The organism is Rhizobium ecuadorense, assembly GCF_001187535.1.
GTDB lineage: Bacteria > Pseudomonadota > Alphaproteobacteria > Rhizobiales > Rhizobiaceae > Rhizobium > Rhizobium ecuadorense.
In genome coordinates this window covers 37,144-54,060 of sequence record NZ_LFIO01000207.1, presented here as the reverse complement: position 1 = coordinate 54,060, position 16,917 = coordinate 37,144, and the positions used below count along the sequence as shown (strand labels likewise).

General features: G+C 61.7%; 11 protein-coding genes. 3 read left to right on the top strand and 8 right to left on the bottom strand.

Going from position 1 to position 16,917, the window contains the following annotated elements:
- Nucleotides 1–304 precede the first annotated feature (304 nt).
- The gene (locus AF337_RS04995; protein WP_049731247.1) at nucleotides 305–670 is read left to right on the top strand and encodes a helix-turn-helix domain-containing protein; all 366 of its coding nucleotides are present in this window, start codon (nucleotides 305–307) and stop codon (nucleotides 668–670) included.
- Between the two features lie 44 nt (nucleotides 671–714).
- Here AF337_RS04995 and AF337_RS04990 read toward each other — a convergent pair whose 3' ends face one another.
- The 7 genes from AF337_RS04990 to AF337_RS04960 all read right to left on the bottom strand — a co-directional run bounded on the left by AF337_RS04990 (nucleotide 715) and on the right by AF337_RS04960 (nucleotide 10,328).
- Nucleotides 715–915 carry a hypothetical protein gene (locus AF337_RS04990; protein WP_049731246.1) on the bottom strand — a complete coding sequence of 67 codons (201 nt, stop codon included), beginning with the start codon at nucleotides 913–915 and terminating at the stop codon, nucleotides 715–717.
- A gap of 317 nt (nucleotides 916–1,232) precedes the next feature.
- Nucleotides 1,233–2,363, bottom strand: coding sequence for a molecular chaperone DnaJ (gene dnaJ / locus AF337_RS04985; RefSeq protein WP_012559503.1), 1,131 nt, complete (start codon nucleotides 2,361–2,363; stop codon nucleotides 1,233–1,235).
- An 85-nt stretch (nucleotides 2,364–2,448) separates the two neighbouring features.
- A complete protein-coding gene (gene dnaK / locus AF337_RS04980; protein WP_049731245.1) occupies nucleotides 2,449–4,365 on the bottom strand; it encodes a molecular chaperone DnaK in 1,917 nt (638 codons plus the stop codon).
- Between the two features lie 281 nt (nucleotides 4,366–4,646).
- Complete coding sequence (locus AF337_RS04975; protein WP_049731244.1) at nucleotides 4,647–6,980, bottom strand: transglycosylase domain-containing protein; 2,334 nt, start codon at nucleotides 6,978–6,980, stop codon at nucleotides 4,647–4,649.
- Between the two features lie 246 nt (nucleotides 6,981–7,226).
- Nucleotides 7,227–7,448 (bottom strand): hypothetical protein, encoded by a 222-nt coding sequence (locus AF337_RS39735; protein ID WP_082336749.1) that lies wholly within the window; start codon nucleotides 7,446–7,448, stop codon nucleotides 7,227–7,229.
- Between the two features lie 410 nt (nucleotides 7,449–7,858).
- Nucleotides 7,859–8,557, bottom strand: coding sequence for an SH3 domain-containing protein (locus tag AF337_RS04965; protein ID WP_049731242.1), 699 nt, complete (start codon nucleotides 8,555–8,557; stop codon nucleotides 7,859–7,861).
- A 382-nt stretch (nucleotides 8,558–8,939) separates the two neighbouring features.
- Nucleotides 8,940–10,328 (bottom strand): dipeptidase, encoded by a 1,389-nt coding sequence (locus AF337_RS04960; RefSeq protein WP_049731345.1) that lies wholly within the window; start codon nucleotides 10,326–10,328, stop codon nucleotides 8,940–8,942.
- A 224-nt stretch (nucleotides 10,329–10,552) separates the two neighbouring features.
- On the opposite strand from AF337_RS04960, the gene AF337_RS04955 reads away from it, so the two are divergent.
- Nucleotides 10,553–12,937: a bifunctional diguanylate cyclase/phosphodiesterase gene (locus AF337_RS04955; protein WP_049731241.1), complete on the top strand. Its 2,385-nt coding sequence runs from the start codon at nucleotides 10,553–10,555 to the stop codon at nucleotides 12,935–12,937.
- A 20-nt stretch (nucleotides 12,938–12,957) separates the two neighbouring features.
- Here the strand turns inward: AF337_RS04955 and AF337_RS04950 are convergent, their stop codons facing one another.
- Nucleotides 12,958–13,374, bottom strand: a complete 417-nt coding sequence (locus AF337_RS04950) for a MarR family winged helix-turn-helix transcriptional regulator (RefSeq protein ID WP_003583451.1) — start codon at nucleotides 13,372–13,374, stop codon at nucleotides 12,958–12,960.
- A 406-nt stretch (nucleotides 13,375–13,780) separates the two neighbouring features.
- On the opposite strand from AF337_RS04950, the gene polA reads away from it, so the two are divergent.
- Nucleotides 13,781–16,780, top strand: a complete 3,000-nt coding sequence (gene polA, locus AF337_RS04945) for a DNA polymerase I (protein ID WP_049731240.1) — start codon at nucleotides 13,781–13,783, stop codon at nucleotides 16,778–16,780.
- The last annotated feature ends 137 nt before the right edge of the window (nucleotides 16,781–16,917 follow it).

Genomic DNA, 16,917 nt, shown 5'->3' with positions numbered 1-16,917 from the left:
TGCCGTGATCGCTGGTGCCGCCGGTTCGGTAGGGATCAGCTTCAGGCATGATACTGCGCGGGACCGAATTCCCGTTAAAAATACAACCTGGAGACGGATGCTCCAATGTTGCCGAGGCGCTGGGGCCGGCCGCCTTTTCCAGCGTCTGCGAGCCCCGCATATTCGAGGTTTTGCCACAATCGCCCGGGGCGGCTGACGTTACGTAAAGTCAAAAAAACCCGGTTGAATTTTGCAACTGTAGGGTTGAGTTATCCTGCAAAAACGATATGGTAAACGAAGTGTTTATGTATCAGAGAGTGATGAAGTGCCAGATCCGGTTGATATTATCGTTGGTCGCAACGTAAGACAGTTTCGCGCCCTTCGCCGTGTGTCCCAGCTCGAGCTTGGCGAAGCACTCGGACTGACTTTCCAGCAGATCCAGAAATACGAAAAAGGGACGAACCGCGTTTCCGCCAGCAAGCTGCATCAGATCGCGATGTTTCTCGATGTCGACATCGCCGCTCTTTTCGAAGGAACCGGCATATCGCAATTCGGCAGCCGTATCGAACTCAGCCCTGACGCCTATGCGCTTGCACTGACCTACGACAGACTGAACTCGACGGCGGGCAAGGAAGCGGTCAAGACCATCCTGACGATCATGAGTGGCGAAACGGCCGATAGCGCCGCCTGATCTCGCCGGAGCCGGATAGGCGCCTTCAAGGTCGGCGCTGCCTTTTAGTGAATCTCGCATTCGTGCAGTGCCATCAGCAGGTCGTCCTGCGTCTGGTGGCCGGCATGATAAAGGTCGATCGCAATACTGGCGATGGAAAGCCCCTGCTGGCTGCGAAGCTTGATGTTGCGCTCGGCGCACCATGTATAGATGGCGCCGGCGAGAACGTCGACGTCTTCGGACTGGGAGGTAAAGGCTGGCGCCATGGCAGATACCCTCGGTTTGGTTGTTCCCGCGCCTCTCAGGACGCTTTATCACCTTGATTGCCCGCATAATCCTTTCCGGATATCGATTCCGATCTTCGGGGTTATGCGCTGACGGCAGAGACTGAATTCATTTGGAAAACTTGCAAGCGGCATCATTGGGCTGCGTTAATGCAAGTCATGTTCCGCTCAGCCGTCGTGCCGATCCGGGACAAATTCCTCGATGCGAATGGTGGCTGTGCCGAAACGGGACTGTTGGAACCGAAGAAGCCGGAGACGTTTCCGTCCCCGGCTTTCGAGATGGATCTATCGATCGCGGTTCAGCCTTCGAAGAATTCCTTCATCCGGGCGAAGAATCCCGTCGATTCGGGATTGTTCTCCTTGGAGGAAAGCTGTTCGAATTCCTGGAGCAGCTCGCGCTGGCGCTTGGTCAGCTTTTGCGGTGTCTCGATCTGGATCTGGATGTAGAGATCGCCTGTCTGCGCCGAACGCAGCACCGGCATGCCCTTGCTCTTCAGGCGGAACTGTTTTCCGGCCTGCGTGCCCTCGGGCACGCTGACGCGCGATTTGGTGCCGTCGAGCGTCGCCACGTCGAAGGTGCCGCCGAGAGCTGCCGTCGTCATCGAGATCGGAACGGCGCAATACAGATCGGCGCCGTCGCGCTGGTAGAATTCATGCGGCTTCACCGACAGGAAGATATAGAGGTCGCCTGCCGGTCCGCCGCGGGCGCCGGCTTCGCCTTCGCCCTGCAGGCGGATGCGCGTGCCGTCCTCGATGCCGGCAGGAATATTGACCGAGAGCGAACGCTCTTCCGTCACCCGGCCCTGGCCGTGGCATTTCGGGCAGGGATCGGGAATGATCTGGCCGCGGCCGTGGCAGGTCGGGCAGGTCCGCTCGATCGAGAAGAAGCCCTGCGCGGCGCGCACGCGCCCGCTTCCCTGGCAGGTGCCGCAATTCTTCGGCTGTGTGCCGGGCTTGGCGCCCGAACCCGAACAGACGTCGCAGGTGATCGAGGTGGGAACACGGATCTGCGCCGTCTTGCCGGAGAAAGCCTCTTCCAGCGTGATTTCCATATTGTAGCGAAGGTCGGCGCCGCGTTCGCGGCCGCCCGACGAGCGTTGGCGCGCCCGTCCGCCGCCCATCATCTCGCCGAAGATATCCTCGAAGATGTCGGAGAAGCCGCCGCCGGCAAATCCGCCGCCGCCACCGCCGCCCATGCCGCCATGCTCGAAAGCCGCATGGCCATAACGATCATAGGCCGCCCGCTTTTGCGGGTCCTTGAGCATCTCGTAGGCTTCGTTGATTTCCTTGAACTTGCGTTCGGCGTCCTTGTCATCCGGGTTCTTGTCCGGATGAAATTTCATCGCCAGCTTGCGGAAGGCGCTCTTCAGCTCTTTCTCATCCGCCGTCTTGGCTACACCCAGAGTTTCGTAAAAGTCCGCTTTTGCCATTAAGGATTAAACCCCGGAAATGGATTTCCGGCTGCCATGGTGAGCAGCCGGATCAGGTGTTGAAGCATAACCACGCCGTCGCGGATTACGCGGACTTTTTACGGTCGTCGTCCTTGATTTCCTCGTAGTCGGCATCGACGACATTGTCGCCGCCTTCCGCAGAGGCATCGCCGGCAGCGCCGCCTTCGGCCTGCTGCGCTTCATAGATCGCCTGGCCGAGCTTCATCGACACTTCCATGAGCGTCTGGGTCTTGGCCTTGATGTCGTCGGCCTCCGGCTCGGTTGCTTCCGAAGCCGTCTTCAGCGCGGCGATCGCATCCGAGATCGCGGTGCGGTCAGCCTCGGAAACCTTGTCGCCGTAATCCTTCAGCGACTTCTCCGTGGAGTGGATCAGGCTTTCGGCCTGGTTCCGGGCTTCGACGGCCTCACGGCGCTTCTTGTCCTCGGTGGCATGGGCTTCGGCGTCCTTCACCATCTTCTCGATGTCGGCGTCGGAAAGACCGCCGGAAGCCTGGATGCGGATCTGCTGTTCCTTGCCGGTGCCCTTGTCCTTGGCCGAAACCTGCACGATGCCGTTGGCGTCGATGTCGAAGGTGACTTCGATCTGCGGCATGCCGCGCGGCGAAGGCGGCAGACCGACAAGATCGAACTGGCCGAGCAGCTTGTTGTCGGCAGCCATTTCACGCTCGCCCTGCGAAACGCGAATGGTCACGGCCTGCTGGTTGTCTTCGGCGGTCGAGAAGGTCTGGCTCTTCTTCGTCGGGATCGTCGTGTTGCGTTCGATCAGGCGGGTGAAGACACCACCGAGCGTCTCGATGCCGAGCGACAGCGGGGTTACGTCGAGCAGCAGCACGTCCTTGACGTCGCCCTGCAGAACGCCGGCCTGGATGGCGGCGCCGAGTGCGACCACTTCATCCGGGTTGACGCCCTTGTGCGGCTCCTTGCCGAACAGCTGCTTGACGACTTCCTGGACCTTCGGCATGCGGCTCATGCCGCCGACGAGAACCACTTCGTCGATTTCGGCCGCGGTGACGCCAGCATCCTTGAGGGCTGCCTTGCACGGCGCGATCGTGCGCTGGACGAGGTCGTCGACCAGGCTTTCGAGCTTGGCGCGGGTCAGCTTCAGCGTCAGGTGCTTCGGGCCGGAGGCGTCAGCCGTGATGAACGGCAGGTTGATTTCGGTTTGCTGCGAGGACGAAAGCTCGATCTTGGCCTTTTCGGCAGCTTCCTTGAGGCGCTGCAGGGCCAGCTTGTCGTTCTTCAGGTCGATGCCGTTGTCCCGCTTGAATTCGCCGACGAGATATTCGACGAGACGCATGTCGAAGTCTTCACCGCCGAGGAACGTATCGCCGTTGGTGGACTTCACTTCGAACACACCGTCGCCGATCTCGAGGATCGAAATATCGAAGGTGCCGCCGCCAAGGTCGTAGACGGCAATCGTCTTGCCTTCTTTTTTGTCGAGGCCGTAGGCGAGTGCGGCAGCGGTCGGCTCGTTGATGATGCGCAGCACTTCAAGACCGGCGATCCGGCCGGCATCCTTGGTTGCCTGGCGCTGCGCGTCGTTGAAGTAGGCGGGAACGGTGATGACGGCCTTCTCGACCTTTTCGCCGAGATAGGATTCGGCCGTTTCCTTCATCTTCTGAAGGATCATCGCGGAAATCTGTGCGGGCGAGTAGCCCTTGCCATTGGCTTCGACCCAGGCGTCGCCATTGTCGCCCTTGACGATGGTGAAGGGAACGAGGTGCTTGTCCTTCTCGACGGTCGGATCTTCATAGCGGCGGCCGATCAGGCGCTTGACCGCAAAGAGCGTGTTCGTCGGGTTGGTGACCGCCTGGCGCTTGGCCGGCTGGCCGACGAGGCGTTCGCCATCCTCGGAAAAGGCCACCATGGAAGGGGTCGTACGCGCACCTTCCGCATTCTCGATAACCTTCGCGTCCTTGCCGTCCATGACTGCGACGCAGGAATTCGTCGTTCCAAGGTCGATACCAATTACTTTTGCCATGTCATTCTCTCCTTGAAGCAAGCTGTCTGAACCCCGAGAAGGCATTCCCTGACAGCCCCTTACGGGATGGGTCTACTTAAGATTACGCAATCGTGATTGCGGTGATGCGGCGTATATAAGGAGCGGTTTTCTGGACTGCAAGGCGGGAAATGGCCCGGAATCCAGCAAAACGAATGTGTTGCATTCAATTTTTACAGTCGCCGCGAACGAGCTCGCCCGCCGTCCGGAAAGCGGAAGATTTCTAGCGCATCCGGCTTGCGCAGGCCATGCAGCAAAAGATCTCACTGGCCCATGATCAGATCGAGCAGGGTCGTGCGCCGCGGCTGGACGGAAGAGGTCGACTGCGGCCCCCCGACATCGCCAGGCGGCACCATGCCGTCGTAGCCGGAACCGCCGCCTTCGGCAATGTCGCCTGGAGGAACCGGCCCGTTGCCTGATGTCGCGCTTTGTTGCCGGACAGGCGCCTGCGGATAGCGGTTTGCGTTGTCGCCGCCGCCGAAGACGCCGGAAATAATGCCGCCGATCGTCGAAGGCGGCGCCTCCGCCGTCATCGGTTGCCCGTTGCCTAACTGCCCATCGCCGGGTGCTGCCTGCGCCATCGGCTGCCCATTGGGATCGTCGATCAACTGGCCGTTGCCGAACAGCGGTGCCGGCGAAAGTCCCTTATGGGCGGCGATCATGAATTCCTTCCAGGCTTTGGCCGGAAGACCGCCGCCGGTGACCTTCTTCATCGGTTTGCCGTCGTCATTGCCGAACCAGACGCCGGTGGTCAGGTTGCTGGTGAAGCCGACGAAGAGCGCGTCGCGCGAATTCTGCGTCGTGCCGGTCTTTCCCGCCGCCTGCCAGCCGGGGATCTTGGCGCTCTTGCCGGTGCCGTTGTCGATGACGCCCATCATCATCGCATCCATCTCGGCGACGATCTGCTCGGACAGCACGCGCGGCGGGCTGTCATAGGTATTTTCGTAAAGAACCTTGCCCTCGGCGGTCGTTACCCGGCGGATGACGTGCGGGGTCGCCTTGTAGCCGCCATTCATGAAGGCGGCATAGGAGGCGGTGAGTTCCATCAGCGACACTTCCGAAGTGCCGAGCGCGATCGAGGCGTTCGGCTGCAGCTCGCTTTCGATTCCGAGCCGATGGGCAAGCTTGATCACCTGATCCGGCCCGTCATACATCACCAGCTGGGCGGCCACCGTGTTCAGCGACTTGGCGAGTGCGGTCGCCAGCGTCACCTCGCCATTGTATTTCTTCTCGTAATTCTCGGGCGTCCAGTCGCCGATGCGGATCGGCGCGTCGTTGAACACCGAAAAGGGCGTCAGTCCCTTTTCGAGTGCGGCGGCATAGACGAAGGGCTTGAACGAGGAGCCCGGCTGGCGTTTGGCCTTGACGGCGCGGTTGAACTGGCTCGTCGCATAATCCCTGCCGCCGACGAGCGCCCGGATTGCCCCGGTGCCGTCGATCGAGACGAGCGCCGCCTGCGAGGCGTCGAGCTTTCCGCCCTCCTTGTCGAGCACGTCGACCAGCGATTGCTCGGCCTTCCTTTCCAGCGACTTGTCGATGGTCGTATCGACGATGACGTCTTCCTTGACGTCGCCGATCAGGCCCGGCAGCTCGTCCATCACCATGTCGGCGACATAGTGCCCGGCGCCCGACCAATAGCTCTTGGCCGAAGCCGGGGTCTGCGACATCGCGGTCTTGACTTCGGAATCGGTGATGAAGCCCTGTTCGCGCATTGCCGCAAGCACGAGTTGGGCGCGCGCATTGGCGGCATCGGGGTCGCGGGCCGGCGAAAGCCGCGACGGCGCCTTGAGCAGGCCGGCGAGCACCGCGGCCTCACCGAGATTCACGTCACGCGCCGATTTGTTGAAATAGCGCCGTGACGCCGCCTCGACGCCATAGGCGTTCGATCCGAAGAACACCCGGTTGAGATACATGGCAAGGATCTGGTCCTTGGTGTATTTCTGCTCCAGCCAGAGCGAGAGCAGCACCTCCTGCACCTTGCGTTCCAGCGTTCTTTCGGGCGACAGGAAGAGGTTCTTGGCGAGCTGCTGCGTCAGCGTCGAACCGCCCTGCACCATGTGGCCGGCCGTGAAATTGGTCACGATCGCCCGGCCGAGGCCGAGCGGGTCGACGCCGAAATGCGAATAGAAACGCCGGTCCTCGATGGCGATGACGGCTTCCGGAATGTAAGGCGACATGTTTTCGAGCGACAGCGCCTCGCCGCCGGTGGCGCCGCGATTGGCGATAACGCTGCCGTCGACGGCGGTGATCTTGACGTTCGGCGGTCGTTCCGGGATCGCCCATGTGCTGGCGCTCGGCATGCGCGAGCCATAATAGACCACGAGCCCGGCCACGCCGATGCCGGCCCAGATGAACAGCACGACGCACCAGTAGATCACCCGGCGCAGGAAGCCGAAAAAGCCGCCGCCTTCGCGTTCCCGCGGCTCGCGCCGGCGCCGGGGGGCGGCACGCTGCGGCGGCTTGGAGCCGCCGCGCCGCGCAGATCGGCTTCCGGCAATGCGGTCATCGGCATCGAGCGAAAACTCGTCATCGTCGCGCGCCGGGCGGCCGCTGAAGGACGGTTCTATTCTGTCGCCTGATCTGCCTCTGCCTGCCATCGCCGACCGGTCACACCCCATGTTCGATCGCGAAGCGTGACTTCGCACAACGGCACTTTTGCAGGCGCCGCCACCCGACTGAACTGTAAATGCGGCGATTTAACGGGGTGTTAACGATGGAAAGCAGAACACGCCGACAAAGCGCGTCGCGTCAATCCGGTTGCATGCAACGCGCTTTAAGTCTTTGATTTATCACTATCGTTGTCCCAAAACCGCTGCGCACTTTTGGACAACATTCATTGGCGCTCAGAACTGACGGGCCTCGTAATCCTCGAGCGTTTCCGGGTCCTGCTTATATTCCCACGCACCCAGATGAAAGCGACGCCAGATCTGGCCGGAAGGGTTGAGGCTTGCCCCATCGATAAGTCGCACAGGAAGGAGTGGGTTGTGTTTATGCCAGACGGTAACATCAATAACGGCTGCCCGAGCGCCGAAAAGCCTTGGGAAAGCCAGGTAGTCTTGCGTCATCAGGGTCCAGCCTCGAACGGATCAAAATCGATCCGCAACATCGCGAAAGTGCAACAAAGAATCCCGCAGCACAAGGGCATCGCGATGCCTTCACATCAAATTGTCGGGGATCTCCGGGAGGGGCGAGGAGGCTGGCTGAAGATGCGTTACGCGGACATGCGCGAGCTGCTATTGGCACCCCGCCGCACATCTTCTGTCTGGTCGGTGGAACCAATAGGCTCCGTGATGGTTTAGGATGAAGCGGGACAACCCCTCACGTCCCGCGCCCGGATCGGCCGTCTCCCCTCAACACGCGCCGATCGACATCAGGCCCGGTGCCTCCCCTCATGGGAGCGCCGGGCTTTTTCTTGACTGCCCGCCGGTGGCCGGGCAAGCCGAAAGGGACGGCGCTGCCGCTGCCCCTACCCATCTCATTGGTCGCAGGAGGGATCGCCGGGCCGGCAATCGAAATTCCTGCGATCGGGTCTGCGATCCCCATCTCTCCGGTCGTCCCGTCGATTGCCGTCGCGTCCGTCCTGGTCGCCATTTCGGTTGCGCCAGTCTCTGTCGCGATCCCGATCGCGCCAATCCCGGTCGCCGTCGCGGTTGCGATCTCCGTCGCGCCAGTTCCGATCGCGATCTCGCCCATCCCGATCGCGATTATCCCGATCCCGATTATCGCGATCTCTGTCACGGTCCCGATTGTCGCGGTCGCGATAATAGTAGTCCGGGCCGCGGCTCCAGCGGTCGCGCTCCCGATAGAAATCGCGGTTGCGGTAGTAACGATCCCAGTAATTGTCGACACTGAAGCGGATGACCGGAATGCCGAGCGGACGATAATATTGCGGACCGACATAGATGCGGCGCTGCTGATAGAGGGCCTGCACATATTGGCCGGAGACCCAGCCGCGGCCGCCGTAGAACTCCACGTCGCACCAGTTGAGATCGGAAAGGCAGCCGCGGATCTCGACGGAAGAGCCGGCGGGTATGACCGCGACGGCGGGATAGCGGGTGCTCGGACCCGCGCGCATGTTGACGTTCGCCGTCGAATAGCCTTCGGCAGCCTGCGCGATCACAGGCGTCAGCATGAACAGGCCGGCCACGGCGATTTTAGCAAACAGATTTTTCACGTTTTCTCACTCCTTGTAGGCGCATTTGGGGCAGCGCCTGGCTGCACTTGCCTGGCATCTTCAGTCTGAAAACGAAAAGGTCGAGCGATCGTCCGCACGTGCGAGAGCGTTATCATTCGCCTTGTCTTTCAATGACTTATATGCGGCCCGCGATGAACGCAGCTTGAACGCGGAAATTGCTGCCAATGCCTTTAGGTCGTGCGATGCTTCCGATAACCCGGCGATCCCGCGCGCCGTTAACGATCCGTTAACCTTTCGGAGGCAGTCTCATTGCAATACCTGCTTCTCCTTGACCACGGATGAACTGGCACTGAGCGAGCGGATGACGAAAGGCCGGTTTCAACCGGCCTTTTTGTTACTACGATCTGGCACGCCGTTTCGTTCAGGCAGCAAGCGCCTGAAGAATCCGCACCCAGGAGCGGATACCCTTGTGGTAGGAGACAAGCTCGTATTTCTCGTTCGGCGAATGGATGCGGTCATCGCTGAGGCCGAAGCCGACGAGCAGCGATTCCATGCCGAGCATCTTCTGGAAATCGCCGACGATCGGGATCGACCCGCCCATGCCGATGACGATGGCGGGTTTCGGCCACTCGTCGGAGAGCGCACCTTTCGCCTTGGTCAGAACCGGCGAATCATAGGAGAGGTGGATCGCCGGCGAGCCGCCGTGTGGGTGGAACTCGACCGAGCAGTCGGCGGGAATCTTCGAACGCATATAGCTGCGGAAAGCCTCGCGGATGGCGGCCGGATCCTGCGTGCCGACGAGGCGGAACGAAATCTTCGCCGAAGCCTTGGCGGCGATCACCGTCTTGAAACCCTCGCCGGTATATCCGCCCCAGATGCCGTTGATTTCGGCGGTCGGCCGCGCCCAGGTGAGTTCCAGTACCGACCGGCCCTTTTCGCCTGAGGGAATGGAAAGGCCGACTTCGCCGAGGAAGTTCTCGGCAGTCTTCCCGAGCGTCTCCCATGACGCCTTGATGTTCTCAGGGGTTTCCTCGACGCCGTTGTAGAAACCTTCGAGCGTGATGCGGCCCGTCTCGTCATGCAGACCGGCGAGAGCCTCGACGAGGATGTGGATCGGATTGGCCGCAGCGCCCCCGAAGAGACCGGAATGCAGGTCGCGGTCGGCAGCCGTCACGGTGACTTCCTCGCCGACAAGACCGCGCAATGCCGCGGCGATCGCCGGCGTGTCGCGGTCCCACATGCCGGTATCGCAGACCAGCGCATAATCGGCCTTGAGCTCGGCGGCATTGGCTTCGAGGAAGGGCTTCAGCGACGGCGAGCCGGATTCTTCCTCGCCTTCGAAGAGAATGGTGACGCGGCAGGGAAGCGCGCCGTTGATCTCCTTGTAGGCGCGGCAGGCCTCGAGGAAAGTCATCAACTGGCCCTTGTCGTCGGAGGTGCCGCGGCCGGTCAGGATCTTGCGGCCGTCGCCGACATCCTTGATCGTCGGCTCGAAGGGATCGTTTTCCCAAAGCTCGATCGGGTCGACCGGCTGAACGTCGTAATGGCCGTAGAACAGAACGTGCGGCGCGCCGGTGGACGCGCCGGCATGGTGGGCGACGACCATCGGATGGCCGGGCGTGTCGCGAACCGAGGCTTCGAAGCCGAGCGTTTCGAGATAGCTGACGAGCCATTCGGCAGCCTTGCGGCATTCGGCCTTATAGGCGGGATCGGTGGAAATCGACTGGATGCGCAGCAGCTCGAAAAGCTTTTCGAGGCTCGATGAAAGATTCTGGTCCGCACGCGAAAGAACCGGTTGTATGTCGGCCATTTTCGACTCCCTTTCGAAATTTGGCGGGACGATAGACCAAACCAGGAAAGCAGGCGAGGCGGAAAAGGTAAAAATCGGCAGGGTGCAAAGCGGCTGAAACGACATGGATGAAGTCTCGTGGAGGGGCGCCGCACGATAATAAAGAAAGATCTAATTCAATTTACAGTTAATTAGCACAACCTAAATAGCATCAGCCGAAAATCAGCTGTTCGGGGGGCGCGCAGATGTTTTCGGTCATTGCCTGTATTCGCGACAATCATGATTGGCGCCTGGTCATCGTGGCGGCCGCGGTCTGTCTGGTTGGCGCCATGGCGGCGATGCTGCTGCTTTCCCGTGCCCAGGAGTGCGACGCCGGGCAGCGCAAGCTCTGGATCGGCGCGTCGGGCTTTGCCTTCGGCACCGGCGTATGGGCAACGCATTTCATCGCGATGCTCGCTTATGACGGCGGCACGCCGATCAGCTACGCGCTCGACCTGACGCTGCTTTCCTTTTTCCTGTCGGTGGTCGGCTCATGGGTGGCGATCCTCGCCGCTTCGCAACGTGCCGGACGGTTTTCCCGTATCCGCGGCGGGGTGCTGATGGCGCTCGGCATCGCCTCCATGCACCTGACCGGCATGCAGGCGATCGAGACACAGGCGGTCATCCTCTACGATCCCGTGATGACACTGACGGCGGTCGTCGCCGGAATGCTTCTGTCGAGCGTCGCCTTCCATATCTTTTTCAATCTGAAGGGCGTGAGGCGTCTCCTCACCTCATCGCTGGTCTTCGTCCTCGCCATCTGTACCCTTCACTTCATCTCGATGGGCAGCATTACCCTCGTGCCGGATCCTGGCATGCAGGTTCCCACATTGGTGCTCGACACCCGGGTACTCGCCGCGATCGTCGTGGTGGCGGCAACGGCTCTTATCCTGGTCGCGCTTGCCGTGGTTTTCGTCCAAAGCCACCTGACGGATCTGCGCGGACTGGCCAACGCCTCGCAGGAAGGACTGCTGATCCTGCGCGAAGGCCGGATCATCGATGTCAACGAGCGGTTCCAGGCCCTATCGGGCTGGAAGCTTGCCGATCTCTCGGGCAAGGCGCCCTCGGATGTGCTGACGGCCGTTCAGGGATCCCGGGAGAACAGGCCCGGCGAGACGCTGCTGAACACCCGCGCCGGCAGAGAGATTGCCGTAGAAGCAAACTCCAGCAGGATCGTTTATCGCGGCCGCAATTGCGAGGTGCTGGCGGTGCGCGATCTCACCGAGCGCAAGCAGGCCGAGGAGATGATCGAGCATCTCGCCCACCACGACGTGCTCACCGATCTGCCGAACAGGTCGCTGTTCGACACCCGCATCCGGCAGGCGCTGCAGGTGGCGGAACGCAAGCACACCGAAGTTGCGCTGTTTTGTCTCGACCTCGACCGGTTCAAGGCCGTCAATGATATTTTCGGCCACGCCGAAGGCGACCGCATTCTCCGCAAGGTTGCCGCTATCCTGCGCCGGGTGGCCGGCGAGAGCGATACGATCGCCCGGCTCGGCGGCGACGAATTCGCCATCCTCCAATCCGCCGGGCAGCAGCCGGCATCGGCGCAAAAGCTTGCGGCTGATATCATCAACGAATTCGCCGCCGAGATGGACACGGCCCGTGACCCCACAGCCGTTGGCGTCAGCCTCGGCATCGCGCTCTATCCAAGGGACGGGCGAACGGCCGAAGAACTCTGCAACAACGCCGATACCGCGCTCTACCGCGTCAAGCATGATGGCCGCGGCAGGGCCTGCTTCTTCGACGCGGAAATGGACGAAGCGGCGCGCAACCGCCGGCAGATCGAAAGCGACCTGCGCCACGCGATCATCCGCAACCAACTCCATGTCAGCTATCAGCCGATCCTCAACGCGCAGAGCGGCGAGATCAGCGGCTACGAGGCCTTGATGCGCTGGCACCGGCCGGGCCACGGCCTGACCGAGCCCGACATTTTCATCCCGATCGCCGAGGAAAGCGGATCGATCGTTCAGCTCGGCGAATGGATATTGCGGCAGGCCTGCAGGGAGGCCGCGCGCTGGCCGCAGCCGCTGAGGATTGCGGTCAATGTTTCGCCGGTGCAGTTCATGCTGCCCAACCTGTGTGAGCGGGTCGAGGCGGTCCTCGCCGAGACGGGGCTCGCAGCCGATCGGCTGGAACTCGAGATCACCGAGACAGCCCTGATCCGCGACCGCGACCGGGTGATGGCAACGCTGCAGCGCCTGCGTAAGTTGGGGGTGCACATCGTCATGGACGATTTCGGCACCGGCTACTCCTCGCTCTCGAATCTGCGCTCGTTTCCCTTCGACAAAATCAAGGTCGATCGCAGCTTCACCGGCGTGCTGGAGCATGATGCGGCGGCGCGATCGATCGTGCGCGCCATTATCGGTCTCGGCCACAGCCTCGGCATGCCCGTCGTCACTGAGGGCGTGGAAACGGAAATGCAGCGCCGGATCGTCGTCGAGGAAGGCTGCGCGCAGGTGCAGGGCCTGTTGCTCGGCAAGCCGGATATCGAGCCGAGCATGAAGCCAGCCGTTCGCAAAAGCATCCTGCCGGAGCAGACCGGAACAGGCATGCCGCCGCGACGGCGCACACGCCTCGTCAGCGAATAATCTTGGGCGAATAATGCCGCTCAGAGCGCCTTGGCGTTTTCCAGCAGCCGGCGGATATATTCGAGCGTCAGCTCGCGCTCGAAAACCCGAAAACCTTTAAACAGCGCAAGGTCGGCCTCGCGCGCGGTTTCGATCGCCTCGGCCTCCATGGCGCGGGCCTTCGGCGTCAGGAAGAGCAGTTGCGCGCGTTTGTCGGATGGATGCGGCCGGCGCTCGATCAGCCCGTCGCGGACCATGCGCGACAGCGTATTCGCCATGGTCGCCTGCTCGATATCGACCCGTTCGAGAAGCTGTTTCTGGGTCAGCCCGTCCTCGGCCCAGAGTTCCAGCAGAATGGGAAACTGGCCCGGAGAAAAACCGAGCCCGACCGCGCGCTGGTGCAGCGAGCGGGCAAAACCCTTCGCCAGCTGGCTGGCAAGGTAAGCTCCCGAATCCATGCGGTTAAATCCCATGATTGCAAGTTAGGCTCAAAACCATCCCGGAGACAATGCAGCAAATCGCATGCGATACTTCAAAATATGCGAGGGGCGACGATAATTTCGAGGGCTTGGAAAAACAAAAGTCGCCATGGCCTGGAGGTTGGCCATGGCGACCTTAAAGTGGGGACAAAGGCCCGGAGAGGGGGATAAGGCCTTTGTCCAAGCCTGACGCGGCGGGGGACAAGCCGGTAATCAGACCCGCGGCGCGATCAAGCGCCGGTGACATGGATTTGTGCCTGCGAATGTGGTTTTTCAAGGGAGGGCGATCGTTACAAATCGGTAACAGTTTGGTGAGCGGAATCTTCCGCCTCGCCCGCCGAACTTTATATGGACCTCGTCCCGTGCCCGCGCTATCCATGCACCCATGAAAAAAGGCGATCACCTCTTCCTAGTCGACGGTTCCGGATTCATCTTCCGGGCGTTTCATGCACTGCCACCGCTGACCCGCAAGACCGACGGCCTGCCGATCGGCGCCGTTTCCGGTTTCTGCAACATGCTGTGGAAGCTGTTGAGGGATGCGCGCAATACCGATGTCGGCGTCACCCCGACACATCTTGCCGTCATCTTCGATTATTCCGCCAAGACGTTCCGCAAGGATCTCTACGACGCTTACAAGGCGAACCGCTCAGCCCCGCCGGAAGAACTCGTTCCCCAGTTCGGCCTGATCCGCGAGGCGACCCGTGCCTTCAACCTGCCCTGCATCGAGACCGAAGGTTTCGAGGCCGACGATATCATCGCCACCTATGCGCGCCTGGCCGAGGCATCGGGCGCCGATGTCACTATCGTCTCATCAGACAAGGACCTGATGCAGCTCGTCAGCCCGAATGTCCATATGTATGACAGCATGAAGGACAAGCAGATCGGCATTCCCGATGTCATCGAGAAATGGGGCGTGCCGCCGGAAAAGATGATCGACCTGCAGGCGATGACCGGCGATTCCGTCGACAATGTTCCCGGCATTCCCGGCATCGGCCCGAAAACCGCCGCGCAGCTGCTCGAGGAATACGGCGATCTCGATACGTTGCTCGACCGCGCCACCGAGATCAAGCAGGTCAAGCGCCGCGAGACGATCCTTGCCAATATCGATATGGCCAGACTCTCGCGCGACCTCGTGCGGCTGCGCACCGATGTACCGCTCGACCTCGATCTCGATGCGCTGGTGCTGGAACCGCAGAACGGCCCGAAGCTGATCGGCTTCCTCAAGACGATGGAATTCACGACGCTGACGCGCCGCGTCGCCGAAGTCTGCGATTGCGATGCCAACGCCATCGAACCGGCGATCGTCAACATCGAATGGGGCAAGGCTGCCCATGGCCCCGATCTCGATGCGGCCGAACCGGCCCCGGTTGCCGGCGGCATCCCCGAGGTCTCGGGCGAATCGGTACCGGTGCCGCCGCGTGCGAAGGCCAAGGCTTCCGTCGAAGGCGCCTTTTCGCCCGCCGATCTGGCCAAGGCGCGGGCCGAAGCCTTTGCGACGCTGCCCTTCGATCATTCGGCCTATGTGACGATCCGCGATCTCGCCACGCTCGACCGGTGGATCGCCGATGCGCGCGATACCGGCCTCGTTGCTTTCGACACCGAGACGACGTCGCTGGATGCGATGCAGGCCGAGCTTGTCGGCTTCTCGCTGGCGATCGCCGACAATACGGCCGATCCCACCGGCACGAAGATCCGCGCCGCCTATATACCGCTCGCCCACAAGAACGGCGTCGGCGATCTGCTCGGCGGCGGCCTTGCCGACAACCAGATCCCCATGCGCGATGCGCTGCCGCGGCTGAAGGCATTGCTGGAGGACGGCGCGGTTCTCAAGGTCGCGCAGAACCTCAAATACGACTACCTGCTGATGCAGCGCTACGGCATCGAGACCAGGAGTTTCGACGACACGATGCTGATCTCCTACGTGCTCGACGCCGGCACCGGCGCCCATGGCATGGACCCGCTCTCGGAAAAATTCCTCGGCCATACGCCGATCCCCTACAAGGATGTGGCGGGCAGCGGCAAGGCGAACGTCACCTTCGATCTCGTCGATATCGACCGCGCCACCCATTATGCCGCCGAAGATGCCGACGTGACGCTGCGGCTCTGGCTGGTGCTGAAGCCGCGGCTGGCGGCGGCCGGATTGACCAGTGTCTATGAACGGCTGGAGCGGCCGCTGCTGCCGGTTCTGGCGCGCATGGAAGCGCGGGGGATCACCGTCGACCGGCAGATCCTGTCGCGCCTGTCCGGCGAGCTGGCCCAGGGTGCCGCGCGCCTGGAAGACGAGATCTATGTGCTCGCCGGCGAGCGGTTCAATATCGGCTCGCCGAAGCAGCTCGGCGATATCCTGTTCGGCAAGATGGGCCTTGCCGGCGGCAGCAAGACGAAGACCGGGCAATGGTCCACCTCCGCGCAGGTGCTCGAGGATCTGGCCGCCGCCGGTTTCGAGCTGCCGCGCAAGATCGTCGACTGGCGCCAGCTCACCAAGCTGAAATCCACCTATACCGACGCGCTCCCCGGCTATGTCCACGCGCAGACCAAGCGGGTCCACACTTCCTATTCGCTGGCATCGACGACCACGGGGCGCCTGTCCTCCTCCGAGCCGAACCTGCAGAACATTCCGGTGCGTACCGCCGAAGGCCGCAAGATCCGCACCGCCTTTATCTCGACGCCGGGCCACAAGCTGATCTCCGCCGACTACAGCCAGATCGAATTGCGCGTGCTTGCCCATGTGGCCGAGATCCCGCAGCTGACCAAGGCGTTCGAGGATGGCGTCGACATCCACGCCATGACCGCCTCGGAAATGTTCGGCGTGCCCGTCGAAGGCATGCCTGGCGAGGTGCGCCGCCGCGCCAAGGCGATCAATTTCGGCATCATCTACGGCATCTCGGCCTTCGGCCTTGCCAACCAGCTATCGATCGAGCGTTCGGAAGCCGGCGACTACATTAAGAAGTATTTCGAGCGTTTCCCCGGAATCCGCGACTATATGGAAAGCCGCAAGGCGATGGCGCGCGACAAGGGTTATGTCGAAACGATTTTCGGCCGGCGAATCAACTACCCCGAAATCCGCTCTTCCAACCCGTCGGTGCGCGCCTTCAACGAGCGCGCCGCGATCAACGCGCCGATCCAGGGCTCGGCCGCCGACGTCATCCGCCGGGCGATGATCAGGATGGAGCCGGCGCTTGTTGAAGTCGGTCTTGGCGAGCGCGTCCGCATGCTGCTCCAGGTCCATGACGAACTCATTTTCGAAGTCGAGGACGAGGATGTCGAAAAGGCGATGCCCATCATCGTCTCTGTGATGGAAAACGCCACCATGCCGGCGCTCGAAATGCGCGTGCCGCTGAGGGTCGACGCGCGTGCCGCCAGCAATTGGGACGAGGCCCATTAGCCTCGTTTCCACAAAATTGGCAAAGATTTTTCCGCTTAATTCAACTCACTGAAATCGCAGCGATTTAGCGACGGGAGCCGTATCGGAACGATACGGCGGGAAGGAACTTATTAACCTTCCTTTTCTATCCCGGTACG